This window comes from Planktothrix sp. FACHB-1365 (assembly GCF_014697575.1).
Lineage (GTDB): Bacteria > Cyanobacteriota > Cyanobacteriia > Cyanobacteriales > Microcoleaceae > Planktothrix.
Genome location: NZ_JACJSC010000023.1, coordinates 23,975 through 47,206, shown reverse-complemented (window position 1 = coordinate 47,206; position 23,232 = coordinate 23,975). Strand labels below are relative to the sequence as shown.

General features: G+C 40.3%; 22 protein-coding genes. 6 read left to right on the top strand and 16 right to left on the bottom strand.

Annotated features, from left to right (window positions below; all coding sequences use genetic code 11):
- Positions 1–80: 80 nt before the first annotated feature.
- The 4 genes from H6G57_RS20755 to H6G57_RS20740 all read right to left on the bottom strand — a co-directional run bounded on the left by H6G57_RS20755 (position 81) and on the right by H6G57_RS20740 (position 3,442).
- A complete protein-coding gene (locus H6G57_RS20755; RefSeq protein WP_190521967.1) occupies positions 81–836 on the bottom strand; it encodes a metallophosphoesterase family protein in 756 nt (251 codons plus the stop codon).
- Between the two features lie 45 nt (positions 837–881).
- Positions 882–1,625, bottom strand: a complete 744-nt coding sequence (locus H6G57_RS20750; RefSeq protein WP_190521965.1) for a DUF1995 family protein — start codon at positions 1,623–1,625, stop codon at positions 882–884.
- A gap of 169 nt (positions 1,626–1,794) precedes the next feature.
- Entirely contained in the window at positions 1,795–2,970 is a 1,176-nt protein-coding gene (locus H6G57_RS20745; RefSeq protein WP_190521963.1) for a cysteine desulfurase family protein, read from the bottom strand.
- A gap of 70 nt (positions 2,971–3,040) precedes the next feature.
- A complete protein-coding gene (locus H6G57_RS20740; RefSeq protein ID WP_190521961.1) occupies positions 3,041–3,442 on the bottom strand; it encodes a hypothetical protein in 402 nt (133 codons plus the stop codon).
- 355 nt (positions 3,443–3,797) lie between these two features.
- On the opposite strand from H6G57_RS20740, the gene H6G57_RS20735 reads away from it, so the two are divergent.
- On the top strand, positions 3,798–5,000 hold the full coding sequence (locus H6G57_RS20735) for an RNA-guided endonuclease TnpB family protein (RefSeq protein ID WP_190521960.1): 1,203 nt from the start codon (positions 3,798–3,800) through the stop codon (positions 4,998–5,000).
- Between the two features lie 178 nt (positions 5,001–5,178).
- A complete protein-coding gene (locus H6G57_RS20730; protein ID WP_309235993.1) occupies positions 5,179–6,849 on the top strand; it encodes a DUF655 domain-containing protein in 1,671 nt (556 codons plus the stop codon).
- A gap of 72 nt (positions 6,850–6,921) precedes the next feature.
- Here H6G57_RS20730 and H6G57_RS20725 read toward each other — a convergent pair whose 3' ends face one another.
- From H6G57_RS20725 to H6G57_RS20710, 4 genes are all read right to left on the bottom strand, one after another.
- Positions 6,922–7,626: a DUF1997 domain-containing protein gene (locus H6G57_RS20725; protein ID WP_190521958.1), complete on the bottom strand. Its 705-nt coding sequence runs from the start codon at positions 7,624–7,626 to the stop codon at positions 6,922–6,924.
- A 199-nt stretch (positions 7,627–7,825) separates the two neighbouring features.
- Positions 7,826–8,761: a DMT family transporter gene (locus tag H6G57_RS20720; RefSeq protein ID WP_190521956.1), complete on the bottom strand. Its 936-nt coding sequence runs from the start codon at positions 8,759–8,761 to the stop codon at positions 7,826–7,828.
- Positions 8,762–8,892: 131 nt separating this feature from the next.
- The gene (gene ligA / locus H6G57_RS20715) at positions 8,893–10,935 is read right to left on the bottom strand and encodes an NAD-dependent DNA ligase LigA (RefSeq protein ID WP_190521954.1); all 2,043 of its coding nucleotides are present in this window, start codon (positions 10,933–10,935) and stop codon (positions 8,893–8,895) included.
- Between the two features lie 107 nt (positions 10,936–11,042).
- Positions 11,043–12,005 carry an Npun_R2479 family HD domain-containing metalloprotein gene (locus H6G57_RS20710; RefSeq protein ID WP_190521952.1) on the bottom strand — a complete coding sequence of 321 codons (963 nt, stop codon included), beginning with the start codon at positions 12,003–12,005 and terminating at the stop codon, positions 11,043–11,045.
- 302 nt (positions 12,006–12,307) lie between these two features.
- On the opposite strand from H6G57_RS20710, the gene H6G57_RS20705 reads away from it, so the two are divergent.
- The 3 genes from H6G57_RS20705 to yidD all read left to right on the top strand — a co-directional run bounded on the left by H6G57_RS20705 (position 12,308) and on the right by yidD (position 14,358).
- Positions 12,308–13,165 carry a calcium-binding protein gene (locus H6G57_RS20705; RefSeq protein ID WP_190521950.1) on the top strand — a complete coding sequence of 286 codons (858 nt, stop codon included), beginning with the start codon at positions 12,308–12,310 and terminating at the stop codon, positions 13,163–13,165.
- A 61-nt stretch (positions 13,166–13,226) separates the two neighbouring features.
- A complete protein-coding gene (gene truB / locus H6G57_RS20700) occupies positions 13,227–14,120 on the top strand; it encodes a tRNA pseudouridine(55) synthase TruB (protein ID WP_190521948.1) in 894 nt (297 codons plus the stop codon).
- Between the two features lie 13 nt (positions 14,121–14,133).
- Positions 14,134–14,358: a membrane protein insertion efficiency factor YidD gene (gene yidD, locus H6G57_RS20695; RefSeq protein ID WP_072719677.1), complete on the top strand. Its 225-nt coding sequence runs from the start codon at positions 14,134–14,136 to the stop codon at positions 14,356–14,358.
- Between the two features lie 68 nt (positions 14,359–14,426).
- On the opposite strand, the gene H6G57_RS20690 is transcribed toward yidD, so the two are convergent.
- Positions 14,427–15,389, bottom strand: a complete 963-nt coding sequence (locus H6G57_RS20690; RefSeq protein WP_190521945.1) for a calcium-binding protein — start codon at positions 15,387–15,389, stop codon at positions 14,427–14,429.
- 819 nt (positions 15,390–16,208) lie between these two features.
- Between H6G57_RS20690 and H6G57_RS20685 the strand changes: the two genes are divergently transcribed.
- A complete protein-coding gene (locus H6G57_RS20685; RefSeq protein WP_190521943.1) occupies positions 16,209–17,261 on the top strand; it encodes a DUF1565 domain-containing protein in 1,053 nt (350 codons plus the stop codon).
- 266 nt (positions 17,262–17,527) lie between these two features.
- Here H6G57_RS20685 and H6G57_RS20680 read toward each other — a convergent pair whose 3' ends face one another.
- The 7 genes from H6G57_RS20680 to H6G57_RS20650 form a co-directional block, all read right to left on the bottom strand.
- A complete protein-coding gene (locus tag H6G57_RS20680) occupies positions 17,528–17,803 on the bottom strand; it encodes a DUF3493 domain-containing protein (RefSeq protein WP_139295066.1) in 276 nt (91 codons plus the stop codon).
- 30 nt (positions 17,804–17,833) lie between these two features.
- Complete coding sequence (locus H6G57_RS20675) at positions 17,834–19,066, bottom strand: DUF445 domain-containing protein (protein WP_190521941.1); 1,233 nt, start codon at positions 19,064–19,066, stop codon at positions 17,834–17,836.
- Positions 19,067–19,165: 99 nt separating this feature from the next.
- Positions 19,166–19,873 carry a bifunctional demethylmenaquinone methyltransferase/2-methoxy-6-polyprenyl-1,4-benzoquinol methylase UbiE gene (ubiE, locus tag H6G57_RS20670; protein WP_190521939.1) on the bottom strand — a complete coding sequence of 236 codons (708 nt, stop codon included), beginning with the start codon at positions 19,871–19,873 and terminating at the stop codon, positions 19,166–19,168.
- 14 nt (positions 19,874–19,887) lie between these two features.
- Entirely contained in the window at positions 19,888–20,829 is a 942-nt protein-coding gene (locus H6G57_RS20665; protein ID WP_190521937.1) for a response regulator, read from the bottom strand.
- A gap of 192 nt (positions 20,830–21,021) precedes the next feature.
- Positions 21,022–21,549 (bottom strand): tetratricopeptide repeat protein, encoded by a 528-nt coding sequence (locus tag H6G57_RS20660; RefSeq protein WP_190521935.1) that lies wholly within the window; start codon positions 21,547–21,549, stop codon positions 21,022–21,024.
- A gap of 12 nt (positions 21,550–21,561) precedes the next feature.
- On the bottom strand, positions 21,562–21,921 hold the full coding sequence (locus H6G57_RS20655) for a single-stranded DNA-binding protein (protein WP_190521933.1): 360 nt from the start codon (positions 21,919–21,921) through the stop codon (positions 21,562–21,564).
- A gap of 66 nt (positions 21,922–21,987) precedes the next feature.
- On the bottom strand, positions 21,988–23,157 hold the full coding sequence (locus H6G57_RS20650) for an RNA-guided endonuclease TnpB family protein (RefSeq protein ID WP_190521931.1): 1,170 nt from the start codon (positions 23,155–23,157) through the stop codon (positions 21,988–21,990).
- Positions 23,158–23,232 lie beyond the last annotated feature (75 nt).

The following is a 23,232-nucleotide window of genomic DNA, read 5'->3' as shown; positions in this document are numbered from 1 at the left end:
GATTTAAGAGGATTTCACGAATTTTAATCTATCTTAAACTGATAACTGATAATGCGGATACTTGATAACTGATAACTGATTTAAGGTCTAACATAACTCAATCTAGCTAATAAAGAAGGCGGTTTCAAATGGACAACAGCCCGATTTAAAGATAAAATCCGAATTTGATTATTATGCAGAACATTCACCTGATACACTTTTTTATTCGTAATATCAAATCCGGTTAACCAGCCACTTCTGGCATGGTAAACCCCCGTATCAATTCCTAACCACCCCTGACCTTGAACTAATTGTCCCGGTTCAATGCCATCAAAAGTAAACGTAATGGTATGACCGATAATAATTAATTTATTGGCAAAATAGGGTTTAGGGATATTATGAAATTCTCGCCGTATCCAACAAAATTCCGCTTCATTTTGTTCTTTAATGGTCATTTGGGGATGAACACCCGCATGAACCAACCAAACATCCCCTAAATCGAAATATAAAGGTAAAGACGCCATCCAGTGAATATGATCTCTGGGAATAATCCCTAAATCTTGATAACTGGTAATGGTCGTCATACCGCCACTGTACAACCATGCTTGCCAAGCTTGAGGATTTTTCCCCTCCTCCGGGAGAGCATTTAACATCAATTGTTCATGGTTGCCCCTTAAACAATGATACGGGCTATTTTTAACGAATTCAACTACCTGGGCACTTTTGGGGCCACGATCAATTAAATCCCCCAAAAAATACACTTGATCATTTGCACCCGGAGCAATACGCCCTAAAAGGGTCATTAGCCCGTCATAATGCCCATGTACGTCACCAATAACAATGCGTCGAGTCAGCATTTTGATTCACTTGCACACGTTAGAGGGTGTTCGTAGGAACAGGACTCATCGGCTTAAGGCGCGAATAAAATTCTGAAGTCCAGACAAAACACCTTTTTTGGGCCGTTGGACAGGTTGTGCCACTGACTCATCACTTTCTTGAGTCACCTGTGCCAGAATTAAATCCAGTTCATCGCCGACGGGTTTTGTCGGCTGCTCAGTGATCAACTGGTACTGCCCATCAATTTCTAACCAAACTTCCCACATTGAAGGATAACAACGTCTGAGCGCAGCACCTTCTAAGGCTTTGAGGTAATAGCAAGACTCAATGGTCTTGATAAACCGTTCGCGTAACTGACGAGCAGCATATCCTATTCCTATAATAGCAATATCTTCAAGCTTTGGATTCAGTAAAATTACGGGGCGATTTCCGGCTAATTGGGACAATTTTTCCACCTGTGCCACTTCCACCGCAGACGGAGATACGACTAAAAACTGCTGATCTTCGGGTTCTAAGCGGGTTTCAACCGGAGAACGGGATGTTCCTAAATCTGTCACCCGAAAAGAGGTTTTTCCCCAGTCCCGACGAGCTAAGGCTGCGGCACCAGTATCGGGGAACAATACTACTAATTGATGATTCGGTTCTTCTATCGCCGGAATAAATTCTTGAGCAATAGATTGAGCTTGTAGTTCAATTTCTGGAAACACTAATTCAACTTGAATTAATTTACAACCATCAGCTAATGCCGCTTTTGTTGCTTGTTTAGCTTGTTCAATTGCTTCTTCTAAACTGTTAGGTAATTCCGACATAATTTTAAATGAACTAATGATTAACTAGGGTTTAAAAAAATGGGTTTGATCCCCCTAAATCTCCCTTTTTAAGGGGGACTTGGAACTTCCAGTTCTCCCCTGTAGAGACGTTGCATGCAACGTCTCTACAGGGAGGTTAGGGGAGATCTTCAGGCTATGTAGAAGTCTCCTAACATCGTGCTAATGCGACACAGGGAATTAAACGGTTGAGGACTTGTTTGAGAACCATTGCTGTCCAATCAATATCTGCTTCGGTGGTATCCCGTCCCAAGGTAAACCGAATTCCCCCTAAAGCCGTCGTTTCGTCATATCCCATCGCTAATAAAATCGGACTGGGACTGAGTTTACCACTGCTACAAGCCGAACCTGCACTAATCCCAATTCCGGCTAAATTCAGTTGACGAACCAGGGTTTTTCCGGTTAGGGTTGCAGGATTAATATGTTTTGGGGGAATAACAGAGAAACTGACGTGATGGGGTAAACGATTTAAGCGATCGCCTGTGGGTAATAAATAGGGCACATCAGCCAATAAGTCAAATAAGCGATCTCGTAATCCCATTAACCGAGGGGTTTCCGTGGCCATTTCCTGGGCGGCTAATTCGCAGGCTAACCCAAATCCTGCAATAGTGGGAACCCCCTGCGTCCCTGAACGCAATTGAAATTCCTGTCCGCCTCCACCTAACAACGGCGTTAACGTCACTGTATCCCGAACATATAAGGCTCCGGCTCCTTGGGGGCCATACAATTTATGACTGGATAGGGATAATAAATCAACAGGTAACTGCTGGACATCTAAGGGTAAACGTCCGGCTACCTGTACCGCGTCGGTATGGAATAAAATCCCCTGGGAATGGGCTATTTTACCTAAGATTTCAATCGGTTGCAGTGTTCCTACTTCACTTTGACCATAAATAACCGACACTAACACCGTATTCGGTTGAATAGCGGCTTGTAAGTCCAACGGGTGAATGCGTCCGCGACAGTCTACGGGTAATCGGGTGACTTCCCATCCCCAGTGTTCCAGCATTCGCACGGGTTCCGCAATAGCTGAATGTTCCACCGCAGAAATAATCAAATGTTGGGGTTGAGAATATTGACGGGCTACCCCTAAAATAGCTAAATTGTCCGCTTCTGTTCCCCCGGAAGTAAAAATAATTGATTCCGGTGGAGCATTAATCAGATGAGCCACTTGTATTCGAGATCGTTCTAAAATCGTTGCGGCTCTTTGACCCCACTCATGAAGACTAGAAGGATTTCCCCACTGTTGAGCCATCACCCTTTGCATTAGGGTAATTACTTCAGCATGGGGAGGAGTGGTTGCACTATAGTCGAGATAAATTTGCATGGATGTTTCTCAATCAAAAGTTAAGTTTTGTTATCAAGGAAAACAATCAACGGGTTAGGATTTTAGCGATTTAATCTCCCGGTTTACAAACGTTGTAATCTTCATGGGAAAGAACTTTCTGGGGAACGAGGAAAGTACCACTATCTTGACAAAGCATTCGATAATTCCGCGTTACGGGAATACTGATAATAAACCGATTATGGCGAAGTCGCTTCCCCCCAAAGTCTCGATAACTTTTCTGGTCATTTAAGCCAGCAATAATGGCCCTGGCTTTAATCACGACATAATCCGGTAAGCCTCTCAGGTCAATAATATCCTGAGCAAAGGAGGCTTCCCATTCTAGTTTTTTAGTTCGTTTGTCCTCCATAGCCTGACTGTGGGAATCTTGTGTCACTTCTTGTTGATTACAACGATGACAAAGTTTCCCATATCCTTTATGGCCACAGGGAAATGTCCTCTTTCGTTTTGGCATAATACAGCAGTGAGGGTTATTACCCGCGCTGATAAGCCCTGAGCGAGTGCTTACAGCGCTGACAGACCGTTAAAAAGTGAAACATCCTTTTAACTCGGTAGCTTGGCAAAAATTAAGTTAATCTCCCCCCTATCTTAAATGTCGTGAGAGGACTCCCGCCACAGCCGTTAGGCTTTAGTGTCCGAGATGAATCACGGGACATTTAAAAAACATGAGCGGTAGCGAATACAATTTAATTTTTTGGAGCTGCCTATTGTTCAACATATTTTTTTAATTGCTGAACAGTGACACCCCCACAACTAGCGACAAAAATATTATAATACTAGAAGGTTTTCAAAAACAATATGTAGCGGCAATGTTAGACGTTCTCCGAGTTAGGATATACCCAAACAAAGAACAGGAAACAGCTTTGGTTAAAAACTTTGGCTGTTGCAGGTTCGTTTGGAATCATTACTTGGAAAAAACCAATAATCAGTACAAAGAAACAGGAAAAGGGTTGAGTTATTGCGACATGGCTAAGGATTTAACCCAACTCAAAAAGTTACCTGATTACTTGTTTTTGCAAGAGGCTACTGCTGCGACATTACAACAATCTTTAAAGAATTTAGAGTCAGCTTTTAAGAACTTCTTCCAAAAAAGAGCTAGATTTCCTCAATTCAAAAGCAAACATAAAAAACAATCCATTCGTTATCCTGAAAGTTGTTCAATTAAAGGGAACGGTTTAAAACTTCCCAAATTAGGGATTGTTAAAGCCAAGTTCCCAAAAATAATTGGCGACAAAATAAAATCTGTTACGGTTTCCAAAACCATTACAGATAAATATTTTGCTGCTATTTTATTTGAAACCAATAATTTAATTCCCAATAAAACCGGAAAAATTTCAGGAATCGATTTAGGGTTAAAAAGTCTGGTGACAGTGTTTGATGGTGAAACTTGTACCAAGGTTGACCCAATTAAACCCACGAGAAAATATGCCAAGCGATTAAAATGGAAACAACGGGTTTTATCTCGAAAAACAAAAGGCTCTAACAACCGGAAGAAGCAAGTCAAAAGAGTTGCTAAGGTTCATGAGAAAATAGCGAATACAAGAGTTGACTTCCTCCATAAACTCTCTCGAAAGTTAGTTGATGAGAACCAAGTCATTGTAGTAGAAAACCTTTGTATCAAAGGGTTAGCTCGTACCAAATTGGCAAAATCTGTATTAGATGCAGGTTTTGGAATGCTAATTAATTTCTTGAGCTACAAACTGGAAAGAGAAGGGGGAAAGTTGGTTGAAGTTGATAGATTTTTCCCTAGCACAAAACTTTGTAATTGCTGCCAATTCAAAAATGATTCCTTGAATTTAAGTGTTCGTGACTGGATTTGTCTGAATTGCCAAACCCATCATGATAGAGATGAAAACGCAGCAAGGAATATCCGTGAAGAAGGGATAAGAATACTGTCAACAAATACTGCGGGACACGCAGGAATTAAAGCTTGCGGAGAAGGTGTAAGACTCGTTAATGCTTGCATTAAAAAGCATTCTTTTGTGAAACAAGAATCCCCCGTCACAACGTAAGTTTGATGGGGGAGTGTCAATAATAGATTACCTGAATCAGGAGGCAGGAGTAAGTCAACCGTTACCCGTTAGCAACTCCTGGTTCCCTCACCCCTTCGGTGAACTGGGATTCATCCCTTGTTTGTCGCTCCTGTTGCTGCCAAACTGTTAATAGAATCAATTTAATTTTTATTGATCGGTGAATAAATTAAGTCAAATTTTGCTGCGCTTAGGGTTAACGCTCTTATGGGCCGGGGGTCTGGGTGCTTGTGTGAAAACCTCTTCCCCGTCTGTTTTAAAACCTCGTTTAGATTCTTTAGAACAAGATGCTTTAATTCAAGTTTATTTTAATCATTCTGAAGCTTCTGTTTATCCAGAACCCTATCGTCAATCTTTCCGGTTTGGCGATAATTTAGAACAAGTTATTATTGATACAATTCATCAAGGAACATCAACTATTGATGTGGCGGTTCAAGAATTTCGTTTACCGAATATAGCTCAAGCGTTAGTGGAACGTCATCAAGCTGGGGTGAAGATCCGAGTTATTGTAGAAAATACTTATCGTCGTCCTTGGAGTCAATTGACAGCCGCAGATATTCAGCAGTTAGCTGAACGGGAGCAGGAACGCTATCAGGAGTTTAGATTACTAGCAGATATTAATCAGGATGGAAAAGTTAGCTCGGAGGAAAGTCAGCAACGAGATGCTTTAATGTTATTAGAAAATGCCGGAATTCCGATTGTTGATGATAGGGAAGATGGCTCTAAAGGGTCAGGGTTAATGCACCATAAATTTATGGTTGTTGATGGAAAGAATGTCATTATTACGTCTGCTAATTGGACAACCAGTGATGTTCATGGAGATTTTAAAACCTTAGAAAGTACAGGAAATGCTAATAATTTATTAAAAATTGAAAGTTCAAAATTAGCTAAATTAGTGACTCAAGAATTTAATTTAATGTGGGGGGATGGGGTTGGGAAAAAAAAGGATAGTTTATTTGGGATTAATAAACCTTTTCGAGGTCATCAAACAATTTTAGTCGGGAATACTCCTGTAACCATCCAATTTTCTCCGACTTCTCAAAAACAACCTTGGCAAAACAGTACCAATGGTTTAATTCAACAAGAATTACAGAAAGCTCAACAATCTTTTGATTTTGCTTTGTTTGTATTTTCAGAACAAAAAATTGTCAATACTTTAGAAAATAAACATCAAAATCAGGTCTTAATTCAAGGCTTAATTGATCCGAGCTTTGCCTATCGTTCCTATAGTGAAGGGTTGGATATGATGGGAATTTCCTTAGTTAATCAATGTCGTTATGAAGCGGAAAATAAGCCTTGGAAACAACCCATTTCAACGGTAGGAAGTCCGAATTTACCTCCGAGCGATCGCTTACATCATAAATTTGGAATTATTGATCATAAAATTGTGATTACAGGTTCCCATAATTGGACAGAAGCCGCCAATACTCAAAATGATGAAACTTTGATAATTATTAATAATACAACAGTTGCCACTCATTTTAAGCGAGAATTTGAACGATTATATCAAAATTCAGCTTTAGGGATTCCCACTTGGCTATTAATAAAAGTCGAAAAAGATTTAAAAGCCTGTGGGGGTTCTATTGCTATAAAATCTAATTCTTCTCAATCTGTAAAAACTTTAAATTCAGGGTCTTCAGGAGTTAAAATTAATCTCAATACAGCAACCCAAGCGGAATTAGAAACCTTACCCGGAGTTGGTGCAAAATTAGCTCAAAATATTATAGCGGCTCGACAGAAAAAACCCTTTACTTCCCTCGAAGATTTAGATCAGGTGTCCGGTGTTGGGCCAAAATTATTAGAAAAAATTCGCGATCGCATTACTTGGTAAACTAACTGAGAAACTAGGTTAATCAATGACCCAGGTGAAAAACCTAGTTTCTTCTATCTTTTAAATCAATTCTTAACACCGTTGTTTGGGAAAGGGAATTCCCAACGTGCTGTGGAAATCTTGTTGAGTTTTGGCGCTGAGACGACGGGAAACTTGTTTAACAATATTTTTTAATAAGGTATCCCCAGTTTTTTGAATTAACGATTGAGATTTGGAACGAATAAACTTAGGAAATTGTACGCCGACTGCTAAATCTAAGCACCATTTTGCTCCGGTAATTTGGGGCGGACATTCACTTAATTTAATACCGCGTTCAGCGCAAAATTCTGCTGGGGATAATTCCACTAATGTCATTGTGGATTGAAAATCGACCTCATAACCGGGAGGCGTATAATTAGGTATGGGAACTGTCCGAATCCGATAAACCCCCTCAGCATCCGGTGGGACTAATTCTAATCCAATTCGCGCTTCCACCAGATAGCCAAAAGCTCCAAATCTGCCAATCAGTAAATCATAAGCATTATTTCCTAACGGCTCTGTTTTCATCGGTAACGCGCACCGACAAAACCAGCCACTATGCTGACCTAAATATTCCGCCACCGTATCCATATCGGCGAACATTTCCATGCAGTCTTCAAACTGGCTATGAAACCACATTAACTCCTGAGAATCCAGTGCTGTCTGGGTTTCGTCTTCAGGGTTTGGGAGAGCAGTAGAATCATCAATCAAATTATATGATGCTCTTGATGGTTGAAGTTCAGCCATATTATACTGCATGATCTATTCTCCTACGAGCGTTTCTTCCTATTTCCAGGATGCCTTGTGTCATCTCAAACCGCTACAGTAAATATACGGGTGTGAGCCGTTCCTGTCAAAGTCTAGGTTGGAATTTTCGACAATACCCAAACTAAACCCTTGTATTTAGAAATGAATTATTCAGTTGGTTAACCTTTAACCCCTTAAACTCTCAATAGAATTACGCACCCTCAGTTTTTCTTCTTCCTAATGCAATCATCATCGAACCTAATACAACTAAAATTGCTCCTATAATTGCTAAATTTGTTAAATGTTCGGGTTTGATTAATAGGGGAAATAATAGGGCAACTAGATCAACAGCAATTAATGTTATAATTGGGGCTAAGGCTAAAACTGCACTCACCCTGGATGCTTCCCAATGTTCTAAAGATTCGGCAAAAGCACCGTAAGCGATTAATGTATTGAGTCCGCAAAAAAATAAAATGAATAGTTGAAAGGGGGTGAGAGTAAAAATCGCTGTTGGTGTCGCAACGGGTAAATATAAAATGGTGCAGCTTCCATAAATAAACCCCATAATATGAGTAGAGGGAAGTTGTTGTAATAATTGTTTTTGAGCTAAAGCATAAATTGCCCAACAAATAGATGCAACTCCCACAATAAAGCTTCCTAATAAATATCGTTCAGATGCGGTTACTAAAATCCGTAATTGTTCATGGAAAAATAAACTAAAACCTAATGTTAGAACTCCTAAACCTAACCCTTGTAATCCTGTATAACGTTCTTTAAAGAAAACAATCGCCCCTAACCCCATTAAAACAGGAGACAGTTGAATTAAAACTTCTGCATTTGTCGGGGAAGTTAACGCTAATCCTTGTAAAAATAGTACATAGTTAGCGGCTAAAAATATTGTGGCAATTGCTAATAATCCCCAAGGCATTGAACGCCACTTTTGGATATCAGGGAGTTGTTGACGAGTGGCTAAATATCCTCCTAATAGGATAAAAGCAATTAAAAATCGAAACCAAGTAACGGTATAAACATCTAAACTTTGTAAAATAATTGCTAACCCTAATGGTAAAATTCCCCATAAAAATGTTGTTAATAGTGCCAACCCTAATCCTAACCGCCACCGCCCTGATGTTGAATGAATTGACATTGTATAAATTTAAAATAAATCCTTACCATTATACTCTAAATCAGAAAATAATTGTTCTGTCTTTAGATATAAATTAACCCTTAATTATTGTAGTCAATTGTTATCGGGTATGGGGGAGTTAATAAAGTACCCTACTTGAGTAAGGTTAATAATTCTGCTTCAGATAACAGGGAAATTCCTAAATCTTGGGCTTTTTTGAGTTTAGATCCGGCTGCTTCTCCCACCACAACATAATCGGTTTTTTTACTCACAGAATCTGTTACTTTCCCTCCGGCATTTTGAATTAATTTTTTGGCTTCATCCCGTTTTAAAGTGGCTAATGTTCCTGTGATTACAAAGGTTTTACCTGCTAAAGATTGAGATTGATTAGTTATATCATAATCTATTATTTCAGAATTAGCAAGCTGTAATTCTGCTAGTTTTAATCGTTCAATTAAGTCTTGATTTGCGGGAAGATTAAACCATTGGTAAACAGAATAGGCAATTTCTGGCCCAATTCCATAAACCCCTTCAATGTCGGCGGCGGATGCTTGGGTTAACTGTTCAACGCTCTTGAATTTTTGAGTAATTAATTCTGCGTTCACACTGCCAACGTGACGAATTCCTAACCCATATAATACCCGCGACCAAGGTTGAGTTTTGGAAGTAGCGATCGCCTTCTCAATTTTACTAGCTGATTTTTCCCCCATGCGGTCTAAAACCATTAATTTTTCAACAGTTAAATCATATAAATCAGCGACAGAATGAACTAATTTTTTACTGACTAATTGTTGCACTAATTTATCCCCAATACCATTAATATCTAAGGCATCTCTGGAACACCAATGAATCAAAGATCCTTGTAAAATTGCCGGACAAGACTCATTAATACATCGCGTCACCGCTTCTCCCACAGGTTGTACAACGGGTTGACCGCATTCGGGACAATGGGTGGGCATTTCAAACCGTTTAGCGTCCTTGGGGCGTAATTCTAATAAGACTCTCAGCACTTCGGGAATAATTTCCCCGGCTTTGCGTACAATTACAGTGTCACCGAGATGCAAATCTAACTCAGTAATGCGATCGCGGTTATGTAATGTTGCTCGTTGAACTGTAGTTCCTGCGAGTAAAATGGGGTTAAGTTCTGCAACCGGGGTTAACGCCCCAGTTCTCCCCACTTGTACTGTGACGGATTTTACTTGCGTTGGGGCCTCTTCTGCGGGATATTTATAAGCGATCGCCCATCGGGGGAATTTTTGAGTAAATCCTAATTTTTTCTGTAAAGATAAAGGATTAATTTTAATCACGACCCCATCAGTCATATAAGGTAAATTATGCCGTTCTTGATCCCAATATTCACAATATTTTATCACTTCTTCTAAATTAGAACAAACTTGACGATTGGGATTAACTTTAAACCCCATTGTTTGTAATAATTCTAAATTATCCCATTGGGTTTGGGAATCAGTAATTTCTAAATTATCTTGTTGAGGAATCTGTAAAGTATAAGCAAAAAAATCAAGCTTCCGTTGAGCTACAATTTTAGAATCTAATTGTCTTAAAGTTCCAGCAGCAGCATTTCTCGGATTAGCAAATAACGCCTCTCCTGCTTGTTTTCGTTCTTGATTAATTTGTTCAAATACAGTTAAGGATAAAAAAGCTTCTCCTCGTACTTCAACTACAGGCGGAGGATTTTCTAACTCTAATTTTAAGGGAATAGAACGAATCGTTTTAACATTTTGAGTAATTTCTTCCCCGGTTATTCCATCTCCGCGCGTTGCGCCTCGAACTAATATTCCGTTTTGATATGTTAATGCTAAGGCTGAACCATCTATTTTTAATTCACACACATAAGTCGGTAATTCAGAGGAATTTGTGGCGATTTTTTGTCCTCGATCTTGCCAAGTTTTTAACTCATTACAATTAAAGGCATTTTCTAAACTATATAAAGGAATATTATGTTGAACAGATTGAAATGGGGTAGCGGGTCTTTCTCCGACTCGTTGGGTCGGACTATCTGGGGTAATTAATTCAGGATATTCTTGTTCTAAATCTTGCAGTTCTCGATATAATTGATCATAAATAGAATCCTCCATTGTTGGAGCATCCAGGACATAATATTCATAACTGGCTTTTTGCAATAATTTTCTTAATTCTTCAACTCGTTGTTGTATTTTTGGAGTGGCTTCTGTCATGATTAAGACCTCAAATATTTTATAGTTATAGAGATAAAAAGGAAGGTTAATTGATCAACCTCCCTTTCTCAATTTTGAATTTCCTTTTTTCAGTCTATCCTCAGTCTCTATAAATTTAACTCCGTTAATTCACTAAAGACTAAGGGTTTTTGCTCATTGAGAACACTGTCTTTATTTTGATCTGTTCGACTTCCGCCATTCATTTCTGTAGGAAATTGATTAATTCCTTGTAAAATTCGAGATTCATTTTCCACTTGAAAGACATTAGCGTAGAGATTTGCTACAACTTGCTTTCCTTCTTGGGTGAGTTCTAAATATTTGAGAGCCGCCGGAATATAAGGAAATACGCCATTCCAGTAAAATTTAGCGTAATTTCGACGTAAATCTCCAGGGGTTTTGTAGCCTAAAACTTTGTTTGTTCCGACTTCTTCAAACTCATAAAATAAGGAACTAATTTTTCTTAAATAGCGCGGATCACTGAGTTGACCAATCAAATCTGCGGCTCTTGCTAATCCTGAATAATTATGTCGATCTTGGTGGGTTTCATCGGCGGGAACCGGAAAACGAGTTAATTCAATATTGCGTTTAATTTGTTCCGCATCAATTAAATTATGACCACCAAATCGTTCATCAATGACTAATTTTCCGCGATCAACATGATAAGGGGTTAAACTAGCTGACGTGGCGCCTACAGAAATCGAAACAATTCCATCTCCAATTCCAGTTGCATATAAACCAATTGATTCTTGATCCTGACGACAAACCCCTTTGACATAACCAATATCATGACACAGCAAGGAAATAATAAAATGCAACCAATCTTGAGGGGTAACACCACCTTCTCGGATATGTTTTCCGCGTAAAATTTCCTGTCCTACTAACGTCACTAACATAGTATGCTCGACGTTATGATAAAGAGCATCACAATTGGCAATATTTTCTAAAGCCATTGTTCCAGCCCAGGCAATAATCTCAGGGTAGTCTGGTTTAAACCCTCCATAAGTGCGACGATATCCGGCTTGTAATTGTTGAACAAAGGCATCAATTAGAATGGCTGTGGCATTAAACATAATAATCCGTTGGATAAAGAATTAGAGATGTCAATCCAGGTACAAAAGAGTGCAAGGTTTGGGCTTGTGATTGGCAATCCCAGATTTTTGCAGTAAATTTATTTAGAGGCTCAAGGTTGATCCTATTATATTCGACTTATCCCTTATCTTGCTATCGGTGAGTTTACGGAATTATGACAATTGACAGTTGTTGAACTTTGCCGTCTCAAAGGTTTGGAGTCAGAACAACAAATAAGCTGGATTTTAATATAATTGAGTAATGCACAGGTAAAATTTCAGACAAACCTAATGCTTCACTGATTATGACATCCGTATTTGATCCTAACTTAATTTTCCTATTATACGACCAAACCCTTCCTGGGGACACCCTGACCAATGACACCACTGGAGGTAGTAACACCGTTACCGGGGGAACTGGCGGAGACACTACGGTGACCGGAAACCAAATTCCTCAAGTCAGTGATACCTTGGGAGCTAGTCTAGCTGGAACTGCTGCTGCTGATATTATTCGAGGAAATATAGGAAGTGATAGTTTGTATGGTCGGGGGGGAAACGACACAATTTTTGGTGATGATGGAGAGGATTTGATTGAGGGTGAAGCGGGAAATGATTATATTAATGGGAATCAAAATCGGGATTCTATTTTAGGGAATGAAGGAAATGATACCCTGTTTGGAGGGAAGGATAGTGATACCTTATTTGGCGGAAATGGACAAGATTTTTTATCAGGAAATAATGATAATGACGTCTTGATAGCGGGTAGTGATTCAATCGGAACTGATGATAGTAATAATACCCTATATGGCGGAGCGGGTGATGATTGTATCGTTGGGGGAAGTAGAGATGATTTGTTATCGGGAGATCGAGGTCAAGATATTTTAGTCGGCGGTGAAGGACAAGATGGATTTTTGATTTCTGTTAATTCAGGTAGTGCTAATCCGGCTTTCGTTGATGTCATATTAGATTATAATGATAATAATGACTTCTTTTTTCTGCCGTCAGACTTAACTTATAGTCAATTAGTCATTGAAACGGGAAGTCTTAATGACGTTAACGGTGTATTGATTCGCACAGATGATGTTAATAATCCCACTTATTTAGCATTTCTTCCCGGTTTTACAGGAAATTTAACATCTGGAGATTTTAAATCTCTTACTTAGCAAAAATTTAAGCAACTTCCAGGATAAATTAGCAATTTCATAAAGGAAATTCAAGACCATAATGTACGGGTTTCTTAACCTTAATAAATCGGCAGGATTAACCTCCCATGACTGTGTGGCGCGAGTGCGTCGAATCTTACGATTAAAACGAGTCGGACACGCTGGAACCCTAGACCCAGCCGCAACGGGAGTGTTACCTATTGCTCTAGGAAAAGCCACTCGTTTACTACAATTTCTCCCGCCTCAAAAAGCTTATCAAGCTAGAATTCGATTTGGTGTCACCACCACAACCGATGACTTAGAAGGAGAAATATTAACGACTCAATCTATACCTGATTTACAACTCCAACAAATTCAAGAAATTCTTCCTCAATTTAAGGGAAAAATTCAACAAATTCCGCCGCTTTATAGTGCCATTCATGTTCAAGGAAAACGATTATATGATTTAGCTCGAAAAGGAGAAAATATTGAAGTTCCCAGTCGGACAGTTGAAATTTTTGATCTCAAAATTTTAAATTGGTATCCAGGGGAATTTCCTGAGTTAGAAATTGCGATCGCCTGTGGTTCAGGAACTTATATTCGCTCTATTGCTAGAGATTTAGGAGTGATACTGAATTGCGGTGGAACCTTAGCTAATTTAATCAGAACAGAAAGCAGTGGTTTCTCTTTAGACAATAGTTTAACTTTAGAAACCCTAGAAACCCAAGTTCAACAACAAACATTTTTTCCCCTCTCTCCGACCTTAGCTTTAAATCATTTAACAATTATTACACTCACCGATGAATCTGCAAAACGTTGGTGTCAAGGACAATCAATTGCTGTAGATTCTGAAGCCCTAAAACCTCATCCCGTGAGTGTTTATGCTCCAGAAAATCAACTTTTAGGAATTGGAAAATTTATCACAACTTCCGATCAAGTTCTCCTCGCTCCTCAAGTTGTTCTCGCTGAAAATTAACAACTTTAATGATATGAAAATTCTATTAATTACCCTGATTCGAGGCTACAGATTCTTAATTTCTCCCCTGTTTCCTCCCGTTTGTCGCTTTCATCCCACTTGTTCCCAATATGCCATTGAAGCCATCGAACGGTTTGGAATCATTCAAGGCAGTTGGTTAGCCGTGCAACGCATTCTACGCTGTCATCCCTATCATCCTGGGGGGTATGATCCTGTCCCTCCCAAGCCGGAAGATTAAGCCATTACTGCCCCTAAAAAACGGGGTAGACTAGCTACCCCTAGAACTAAATTATAGCAAGTTCAGACTTAGAATAGTTCAAAGTCGCTGGCTGTTAGAGTAGGATTATTGACAAATGTAGCTACTTCTTGGGCAGCACCACCCGTGACAAAGTATAACTTGCCGTTGGCAGAGTCATAAACCAGTCCAGTCGTAGTGCCAATGTTACCAGTATTGAAGTTAGCAATCACTTGGAATTCATTTTGCTCTAGTGTCGGACCTAGAGATAGGAACACACCGCCGGTATCATTAGGCACATTAGGATCAATATCACGAATGTCCAAGGAAATCTTGTCACTTCCCGATGTAAAATCAACTACTACGTCAGCATTAGCACTGCCAACTTGGTTAAAGCGGAATGTGTCACTGCCGGCATTACCCGTTAAGTTATCATTGCCTAGGTCTCCAGTAATGAAATCATTACCGTCTCCACCCGCAATAATATCGTCTCCTTTGCCACCAAAGATGGTGTCGTTTCCGACTCCACCATAAAGGCTGTCATTGCCTTGTTGACCCCAGATGGTGTCATCGCCATCGCCGCCATCAATGAGGTCATTTCCTCCGCCTAGGGCTGGGTCACCATCACCCGCAAGCGTGTCATTACCAGCGCCACCGTAGACCTTATCATCTCCTAGATCACCAAAGATGTTATCATTTCCATCTCCACCGTACAGCAGGTCATTGTCAGCACCCCCGGCAATCAAGTCATTTCCACCCAAACCATAGATGGTGTCAAGTCCCAGGTTACCGTAAAGGCAGTCATTGCCACTGCTACCTACAATGGAATCTGCCCCACCATCACCAGCAATTTCAATAGGGTTTGCTGCACCAGCTAGGAGAGGGCCGCCTTGAGCGTTACCCAAAATCAGGACGGTATTAGCGGTTCCTGTTATGTTGTTTTCTCCATCAACTGCGGCTCTTAGAGTAACTAGCCCCTTAGAGTCAGTTTCTACTAGCACTGTTGATGGATTGGTTCCTGCTATCTGAGACATTCAAGTCCTCCTCACGTAAGCTTAATGTTGTTAGGATTTTGATTTTTCTGGGATTCTACAATAGGAACTTCGTTACTGGTAGTCTTAGAGATGATTAAACTTTAACTGACCAGTGATTCCAGTTTGGTAATGAACACCATGTTTAGTTTATCCTAAAAGGAATAAACAATCCAGAGTATTCTAACTAAAAAAAGGACATCGCTGGCAATTGTGCAATCTCCATCTCTGTCAATACAAAAAACAGTTGAGCATCACCTAGGGGAAACCCTGATCGTGAAGCTAAACTTTCTTCAGTAATGAATAAAAAAATATCGTATCAGCTTAACAGAAGTGTCAAGAAAATAGCAAGCGATTGAGAAACTTTGGTTTAAGGGCTAAATGGACAGAAAAGAACGATTCGATGATCTCACATCTTTTGTTTCATTGCTTTTAGGGGACAAACCCCTGATCAATTAATGATCACTTGATGTGAAAACTATCCCTGTACTGCTCAAGCGTGACAACCAAGTCCTCAATCCTGATGATCCCTGACATACCCTCGTTTAGAACTCTCTTCTTGACAACAACCCTAAACTACCGCCGAAACGAACCCAAGATAAAGTCTGGCTTTATTGACTTATCCCCCGACCGAGATGTTCCCAAAGAATTATCTTTAATCTTAGAAAAAACAAAATCCATTGATCTGAATCGGCTAAAATGCTTGGAGTTAAAAGAATCAAGCGGGATTCATCCCAAAGGTCGATTGTTCTAATCCAATCTCGAACAGGAACCCCCTGGAGGAAAATCCGCTCTTGAATCAGGACAACCCATCAATACGATATGTGCAATCAACCTAAGCCGATACAACGATTGACTTTATCCATTCCCTCTAGGCTTTACAAAAGCAGGGGTTGGGTGACAACAATGGTGGGGTTCGGACTAATAGCGAGTTTAGAAACTCCCGTTTTGGCCAATTTCCAAACAATTCCAACCTATCCCTCTTTAATTTCCCAAAATTTGGCCCAAGGTTCCGTGATTTATGTTGATTCCAACACCGGAATTGATAGCGGTGCTTCCACAGGAAGTGAAGCTGGCCCCTATCGTTCGATTAGCTATGCTCTCCAAAAAGCCCAACCGGGTACGGTGATTCAAGTTAACCCCGGAACCTATAGTCAAGAAACCGGAGAGAGTTTTCCCATCGTGCTCCCAGAAGAAATCACCTTACAAGGAGATGTTTCTACCAATGGACAAAATACAGTTATTATGGGCGGGGGGAATTTTGTTAGTCCTACCTTTGCTCGACAAAATGCCACTATTAGAACGGAAGGAAACAGTCAAATTCTAGGGTTAACGCTGACAAATCCTAATACTCGTGGAACGGCTTTATGGATAGAATCTTCTAATCCTACGGTGAGTAACTGTACGTTTATTAATAGTAAGCGAGATGGGGTTTTTATTAGTGCCGAAGGTAATCCTAAAATTAGCAGTAATATCTTCACTCAAAATGCTGGAAATGGAATATCAATTGCTCGGTCAGCAGGGGGAGAAATTCGCAATAATATTTTCCAAAATACCGGGTTTGGAATCTCGATTAATGACGAAGCTACACCTACCATTACCGAAAATAAAATTATTGAAAATCGGGATGGAATTGTGATTTCTCACCAAGCTAAACCCATACTCCGCAATAATTTAATTGAAAATAATGAACGAGATGGAGTTGTTGCGATCTCCCAAGCTCAACCTGATTTAGGAACAGCCACCAGTCCCGGTCAAAATATTATTCGGAGTAATGGTCGCTATGATGTGTATAATGCGACACGCGGTTTCACCCTTACGGTGGTGGGGAATGAAATCGATCAATCCAAAATCTCCGGTGCAGTTGAATTTTAAAACAAGAAAGCCAGCTTCCGTACATTGGAAGCTGACCTCTAGGTTTTTATGAATGGATTTTCCTATGGTTAGGGTCTTTATAAAAGCTGACCCCATTTGAAGCATTAAAGTGGATTTATCTTTTAGGGTCTTTATAAAGCTGACCCCATTTGATTCACTAAACTTAATCTTCTCAGGGATTATGACGAAACCTTAATTTCGTAATATTTTCTTTATTTTCTTTTGATTGCGTCTTGTGTTGGTTGATTGAGAAATGTGTCGTTATGTTACTTTGGGCCCGATATCCGACGATTGGCCCGTTGTTCCCAACGAAACAACCCCACCATCAGAGCCACCACTCCCACTTGTAAGGCTAAGTTCGGTAACGCCGATTCAATATTCCGTCCCGCTAATAGTTGGGCCAAGAACACAAACGCACCAATTAAACCGGAAGCCCCAAAACCAACATAAATAAACTGTCGCAAACCTCGATAGGGAGCTTTTGCTTCTGCTTTCAGACGCGCATAGATTTCAGGACTGAGTTTTGATTTAGGAGTTGTCATATTCATTCACAAAATTAGGAAAAATGGAAGCTATCGTAATACTAACAAAAGCGTCTGCAATAACCCCACAATAATGCCTAAAATTCCCCCTAAATTAACAATCGCCTGTAATTCACTTTTAACAATCCCGTTAATGGCGGCTTCTAAATTTTCCGGGGAAGTTCCTTTAACTCGATCAATAATCACCTGTTCTATATTAAGAATGGGAATCACTTGAGTCATAATTTTTTCTAAATCCTGTTCTAAATATCGTTCCAGAAGTAAGGCTAATTCTTGACTCACTAACTCTAAAGACGTATTCATCACAGGAGAGGTTTGTAATCGTTTTAAAATCAACGTTGAAAGATGATCCCAATCAATAGATTGGCTTAACCCTTGCATGATATCAATGCCTTGTTCCTGAATATAAATTCTAATGGCATCTCGTAGGGTTTTTCGGAGTTGTTTAACGGTAGAAACCGGTAAATTTTGTAAGGTAATATTCTGTAACCATTCTTGCAGCCTTATTCCTAATCCTAGGGATTTAATTAATTCCGCTAGTCGTCGATTTGTTTCTTCTTTTTCATCTAAACAAAAAGTTCGCAACCGAGTTAAACTATGGCGTAATCCTAATAAATTGGCAACCACCCAATAGGTTCCACTACTTTGTTCGCGGAATCCCTCATCAATAATTGAAATATTTCGATCCGTGAGAAAATCAATTAAAGCTTGTCGCAAGACTTCTGGAGGTAAGACAACCTCTAAAAGCCAGTCTGATAGTTGTTCTGATTGTTTATTACTTAATTGAAATTCTAATAAAACTTGATCAAAAATTTGATTGATCTGAGGAGCTAAAAAATCCTCTTTCCGGGCTAAAACTCTTAAAATCCTGGGTAAAGACTCCCCAATAAAATCATGTAAAATTCCTGATAAAATCTTAGCAGTTTTTCGTTCTGTATCAGATTTAACTTGATCTAATGCCAATCTTAAAAACCAATTAATAGCCGCTTGCATTCGTTCAGTTTCGAGCAACCGACGCGCTAAATTTTGTAACTCCTCTGGAGTCAATAATGACCCCATAATAGTATCGGAAATTCGTTTTGCTAAACGTTCTTGATTTCTCGGAATCAAACCTGGAGTAAACGGAACCCTTCGGCCATAAACCTGTAGGGGTCGGTACGGACGAAATAACATTTTAATCGCTAAATCATTGGTAAAATAACCAATAATTCCCCCCACAATTGGCGGCGTAATTAAAACCCACAGATCAGAAAAATTAGCCATTCTTATCGCAACAAACTATGAGTGAGCCTTCACCCTAGCTAACCGCTATCAGTTTTTTTACCCATCCAATCAAGGGAACAGAGCAGCTTTGCTAATCGTTTAATGGGCTTTAGTTATCACTAATACTCCCATCATACCGCTTGCAATCGGGTAATGTGTGGCTTGAGAAAATCCGGCTTCCTGGGCTAATATTACTTGTTCATTCCCCCTCGGAAATTTATCTAAACTAGGGTTAATATAAGCGTATTCTTCTTTAAAACCTAATCCTTCGGCGGCGGGAACAACAATTTGATCCAAATACCATTGTTGAAAGGTACGCAGTAGGAAACTCGAAGGACGATGAAAATCCAAAATCGTCGCCGTTGCTCCCGGCTTAAGGACTCGATACAGTTCTTGGAGACTGCGAGGAATATCGGGAACATTCCGCAAACCATACCCCATAGTGGCACAGTCAAAGGTATTATCGGCAAAGGGTAAGGCTAAGACATCCGCTTCTACCCAAGCGATCGCAGCCGATGGAATGGTAAAAGGTTGAGGTCGATGTTTGGCAATTTCTAATTGACAATTAGAAAAATCCACTCCAAATACCTGTCCCGATTCTCCCACCTGTTGGGCTAATAGCAGTGCTAAATCTCCACTCCCACAACATAAATCTAGGGCTGTATCTCCTGATTTTGCACCACTCCAGCCCACTGCCATTTTTTTCCAAACCCGATGTTGTCCCAAACTTAACCCATCATTTAACTGATCATAGACAGGTGCGATGCGATTAAAGATGTCTTGAACGCGGTTGTGTTCCTTGATCATGTTAAGTTTGGGGATTAATGGTCAAGGCTGATAACAGCCAAGGCGATTTGTTGGGCCACTAAATAAATGGTGGTTAAATCATCAGGACTCATCTGACAAGGATGCTTCCACTGTATTGATAATAGAGCAATCTGACGATCTCGATAGCGAATGGGAGCATTAATATGAGCTTGAATTCCTGAACTTTGATAGTGGGGGAGAGTTGCTAAGGTGGGATCAGCCGTAATATTAATAGAGGCTTGTACGGTTCCCGTTGTTAGGGCTTCTTGGACGATAGGATCACGGTCTAACCAGTTTTCCAGAACACCCGTACCACTATAATGACCAATTGTTGAAGTCAGGTGATTATCTTGAATGGATTGTAAAATGCAAACATCCGCTTGGAACTGTTTTGCTACTGCTTCAGCAATGGTTGTCAATAGACTTTCCAAGTTAGCATCGGCTTGTGCGGCTTCCATAATCGTTGCTAACAGTTGGGTTTGAGCCTGAGCACGATTAAGTTCTGCGGTGCGTTGGTTCAGCAGTTCATAAGTTTCTGCGGCGCGTTCCACAACAGCTTTGAGTTCATTGGGGTCCCAAGGCTTAGTAATGTATTTGTAGACCTGGCCAGAATTAATCGCATCTACCAAGTCCTCAATATCGGTAAACCCGGTTAGAATAATTCGCACGGTATTAGGGAACTGAGGCACTGTTTTGCTGAGAAACTCCGTCCCTTTCATTTCAGGCATTCGTTGGTCGGAGATAATAACGGCCACTTCCCCTTCATCTTCCAAAATTTCGAGTGCTCGAACGCCACTTTCAGCCTTAAATACATTAAAATTCCGTCGAAATGTACGGTAGAGCAGATCTAAATTATCTGGCTCATCGTCAACTACCAACATCTTGGGCTTTTTGGGTCGCTGATGGTTCATGAGTTGGCGCTTAACACTTTCTAGTTGGGGAATTTCAACTTCCATCTATACCTCCGCGGTTGGTACTCCTGCGGTATCCACCGGAAACTTCAATCAAAAAATCAATGGCAAACAGGAAACCCCGCTTCAGACTGGGAGCAGGCAGATTAACATCAATATTTAGTCTATCAGGTTTGTTGCCTAAAATATGACAGAGAATACCCCTGCTTAAAGTTTATAGCAGGGGGAATGTTCAAGTTAAAAGGAGCCTAGCCAGAATAACCCACCACTGACGAGCAATATCATGATTAACGCCACCCACAAAAAGTAATTGTCTTGGGTCTTTACCCCCTCAACATTGCTCACGAACACTGGAGGAGGAGATTTAGAAACAGACTGAGTTGATGTTCCCGGATAAGCTTGGGAGCGCGAATCTTCCTTCTCATCGAGATGATTCAAATCAGGAATTTTAACAAATCCCTCTGGGTCAATATAGAGTTTGGGCGCTTCTAACACTTCTCGTAACCGACGCGCCTGTTGACGGGTCGCAACGGTCGGATGACGAATCAACTGTTTGCACAGGGCGAGAGCCTCCGGCCGCTGACCAGAGGCTTCTAACGCTGTCACTAACCAGATTTGGATTTCTCCACCCAGACGAGAATTAGATTCTACAGCTTCACGAGCCTGTTCTAAATATTGAACAGACTCTCGATAACGCCCCTGTTCAAACGCCAATTGACCCGCTTGGTATTGACTTTGGATGATGTCTAATGATTCTTGAGCCACAATATTCTCGTCTTAAAACTCATCGTAAGTGTTCCGAGGTGCGCCTTCTTCATCCCGTTTAGAACTCAGTAACTCTAAGTCTTCAACCGAAATTAATGGTTTAGAACGCTGAAGTCCGGTATTGCGATCTTGCCAATGGTCAAATTTTAATGCCCCTTTAATCCCAATTAAAGTCCCCTTGCGGACATAGTTAGCCGCTACTTCTGCGGTTTTGTTCCACAGTTCAAGATCGAACCAATCCGGCTCATCGGTTTTGCTACTACGACGTCTGACAGCGAGTGTGAACTTACAGACAACTTTTCCCGATTCAAAGTATTTGACCTCTGGATCTCTGCCAGCACGACCAACCAACGTAACAATATTCAGACTCATTATTTTGAATTAATAATTGACTATTGACATCCTCACCGCCCTAAAAGGGACGGTGATTCCTAAACCTCACAATTTAGGTTTCTGCTTCATAGCAGTCGCCTTCACAGACTTACTCTGTTCGGGTCTTACACTCGCTCCACAGACTGACACCGCAAGCCCTGCGGCCAAAACATTTTTACTGGCGTTAATATCTCGGTCGTGGTGAGTCCGGCATTTATAACATTCCCATTCTCGAACACTTAACGGCATTTTCTCGACAATATGCCCACAGTTACTACACCGTTTTGAACTAGGAAACCATCTATCTATCTCAATATAGGTTCTCCCATACCAACGGCATTTATAGGCTAATTGTCGAGTAATTTCACCCCAACTAACATCTGAGATAGCTTGTGCTAGTTTACGGTTTTTGACCATGTTCTTGACCGCTAAGTCCTCAACCACAATCCTTTGGTTTTCACGAACTAATTGAGTGGTTAGCTTATGTAAATGGTCTTTTCTACTATCGCTTATTTGAGCGTGAATCTTAGCTGCTTTGATTCTGGCTTTTTCCCGATTTTTAGACCCTTTCTGTTTTCGAGATAGACTTTTTTGCGCTCGTCTTAAGCGACGATAATGTTTTTTATAAGGCTTAGGATTAGCTATTTTTTGCCCGTCACTGGTCACTATAAGGCTACTAATTCCTAAGTCAATTCCTATTGATTTATCGGTAATTGCTAAAGGTTTGATAGCCTCATCAAATCTAATAGAGATATGCCACCGTCTGCACGGATGCCACCTAACTGTTACGGTGCTGGGTTCACACCCTTTTGGTATTTGTCTTGACCATCGAATAGGTAAGGGTTCTAAACATTTAGCTAAATAAATTTCTCCGTTTTTATATTTGAAAGCAGATTTAGTAAATTCTGCACTTCCTCCTTGATGTTTCTTTTTAAACTTAGGATGTTGGGTACGACCTGAAAAAAAGTTAGTAAACGCTGTTTGTAAGTGTCTTAAACCTTGTTGTAAGGGAACGGAACTAACTTCATTTAAAAAGTCTAAATCCTCTTGTTTTTTCCAATTAGTTAACATTGAGGATGTTTGAGCGTATCCTACTCTTTCTTGTCTTTCATACCAAGCTTGAGTCCGTTCATGGAGAGCTTTATTGTAAACTAATCTTACGCAACCCAATGTACGTCGCAATAGCGACTCTTGTTCAGGGGTTGGGTAAAATCGGTAAGAATAGGCTTTTTCCATAGTTCTCACATTCTAGCATATAGTCTGTAAAGTTGGCAGAGGCGTGTTAAAATTGAAATGTAAAGCCGTCCTCCG

Bases quoted from the DNA above. Each gene is read 5' to 3' on its own strand.
- H6G57_RS20755 (WP_190521967.1), bottom strand. From the start codon at position 836: ATGCTGACTCGACGCATTGTTATTGGTGACGTACATGGGCATTATGAC.
- H6G57_RS20750 (WP_190521965.1), bottom strand. From the start codon at position 1,625: ATGTCGGAATTACCTAACAGTTTAGAAGAAGCAATTGAACAAGCTAAA.
- H6G57_RS20745 (WP_190521963.1), bottom strand. From the start codon at position 2,970: ATGCAAATTTATCTCGACTATAGTGCAACCACTCCTCCCCATGCTGAA.
- H6G57_RS20740 (WP_190521961.1), bottom strand. From the start codon at position 3,442: ATGCCAAAACGAAAGAGGACATTTCCCTGTGGCCATAAAGGATATGGG.
- H6G57_RS20735 (WP_190521960.1), top strand. From the start codon at position 3,798: ATGTTAGACGTTCTCCGAGTTAGGATATACCCAAACAAAGAACAGGAA.
- H6G57_RS20725 (WP_190521958.1), bottom strand. From the start codon at position 7,626: ATGCAGTATAATATGGCTGAACTTCAACCATCAAGAGCATCATATAAT.
- H6G57_RS20720 (WP_190521956.1), bottom strand. From the start codon at position 8,761: ATGTCAATTCATTCAACATCAGGGCGGTGGCGGTTAGGATTAGGGTTG.
- ligA (WP_190521954.1), bottom strand. From the start codon at position 10,935: ATGACAGAAGCCACTCCAAAAATACAACAACGAGTTGAAGAATTAAGA.
- H6G57_RS20710 (WP_190521952.1), bottom strand. From the start codon at position 12,005: ATGTTTAATGCCACAGCCATTCTAATTGATGCCTTTGTTCAACAATTA.
- H6G57_RS20705 (WP_190521950.1), top strand. From the start codon at position 12,308: ATGACATCCGTATTTGATCCTAACTTAATTTTCCTATTATACGACCAA.
- truB (WP_190521948.1), top strand. From the start codon at position 13,227: ATGTACGGGTTTCTTAACCTTAATAAATCGGCAGGATTAACCTCCCAT.
- yidD (WP_072719677.1), top strand. From the start codon at position 14,134: ATGAAAATTCTATTAATTACCCTGATTCGAGGCTACAGATTCTTAATT.
- H6G57_RS20690 (WP_190521945.1), bottom strand. From the start codon at position 15,389: ATGTCTCAGATAGCAGGAACCAATCCATCAACAGTGCTAGTAGAAACT.
- H6G57_RS20685 (WP_190521943.1), top strand. From the start codon at position 16,209: ATGTGCAATCAACCTAAGCCGATACAACGATTGACTTTATCCATTCCC.
- H6G57_RS20680 (WP_139295066.1), bottom strand. From the start codon at position 17,803: ATGACAACTCCTAAATCAAAACTCAGTCCTGAAATCTATGCGCGTCTG.
- H6G57_RS20675 (WP_190521941.1), bottom strand. From the start codon at position 19,066: ATGGCTAATTTTTCTGATCTGTGGGTTTTAATTACGCCGCCAATTGTG.
- ubiE (WP_190521939.1), bottom strand. From the start codon at position 19,873: ATGATCAAGGAACACAACCGCGTTCAAGACATCTTTAATCGCATCGCA.
- H6G57_RS20665 (WP_190521937.1), bottom strand. From the start codon at position 20,829: ATGGAAGTTGAAATTCCCCAACTAGAAAGTGTTAAGCGCCAACTCATG.
- H6G57_RS20655 (WP_190521933.1), bottom strand. From the start codon at position 21,921: ATGAGTCTGAATATTGTTACGTTGGTTGGTCGTGCTGGCAGAGATCCA.
- H6G57_RS20650 (WP_190521931.1), bottom strand. From the start codon at position 23,157: ATGGAAAAAGCCTATTCTTACCGATTTTACCCAACCCCTGAACAAGAG.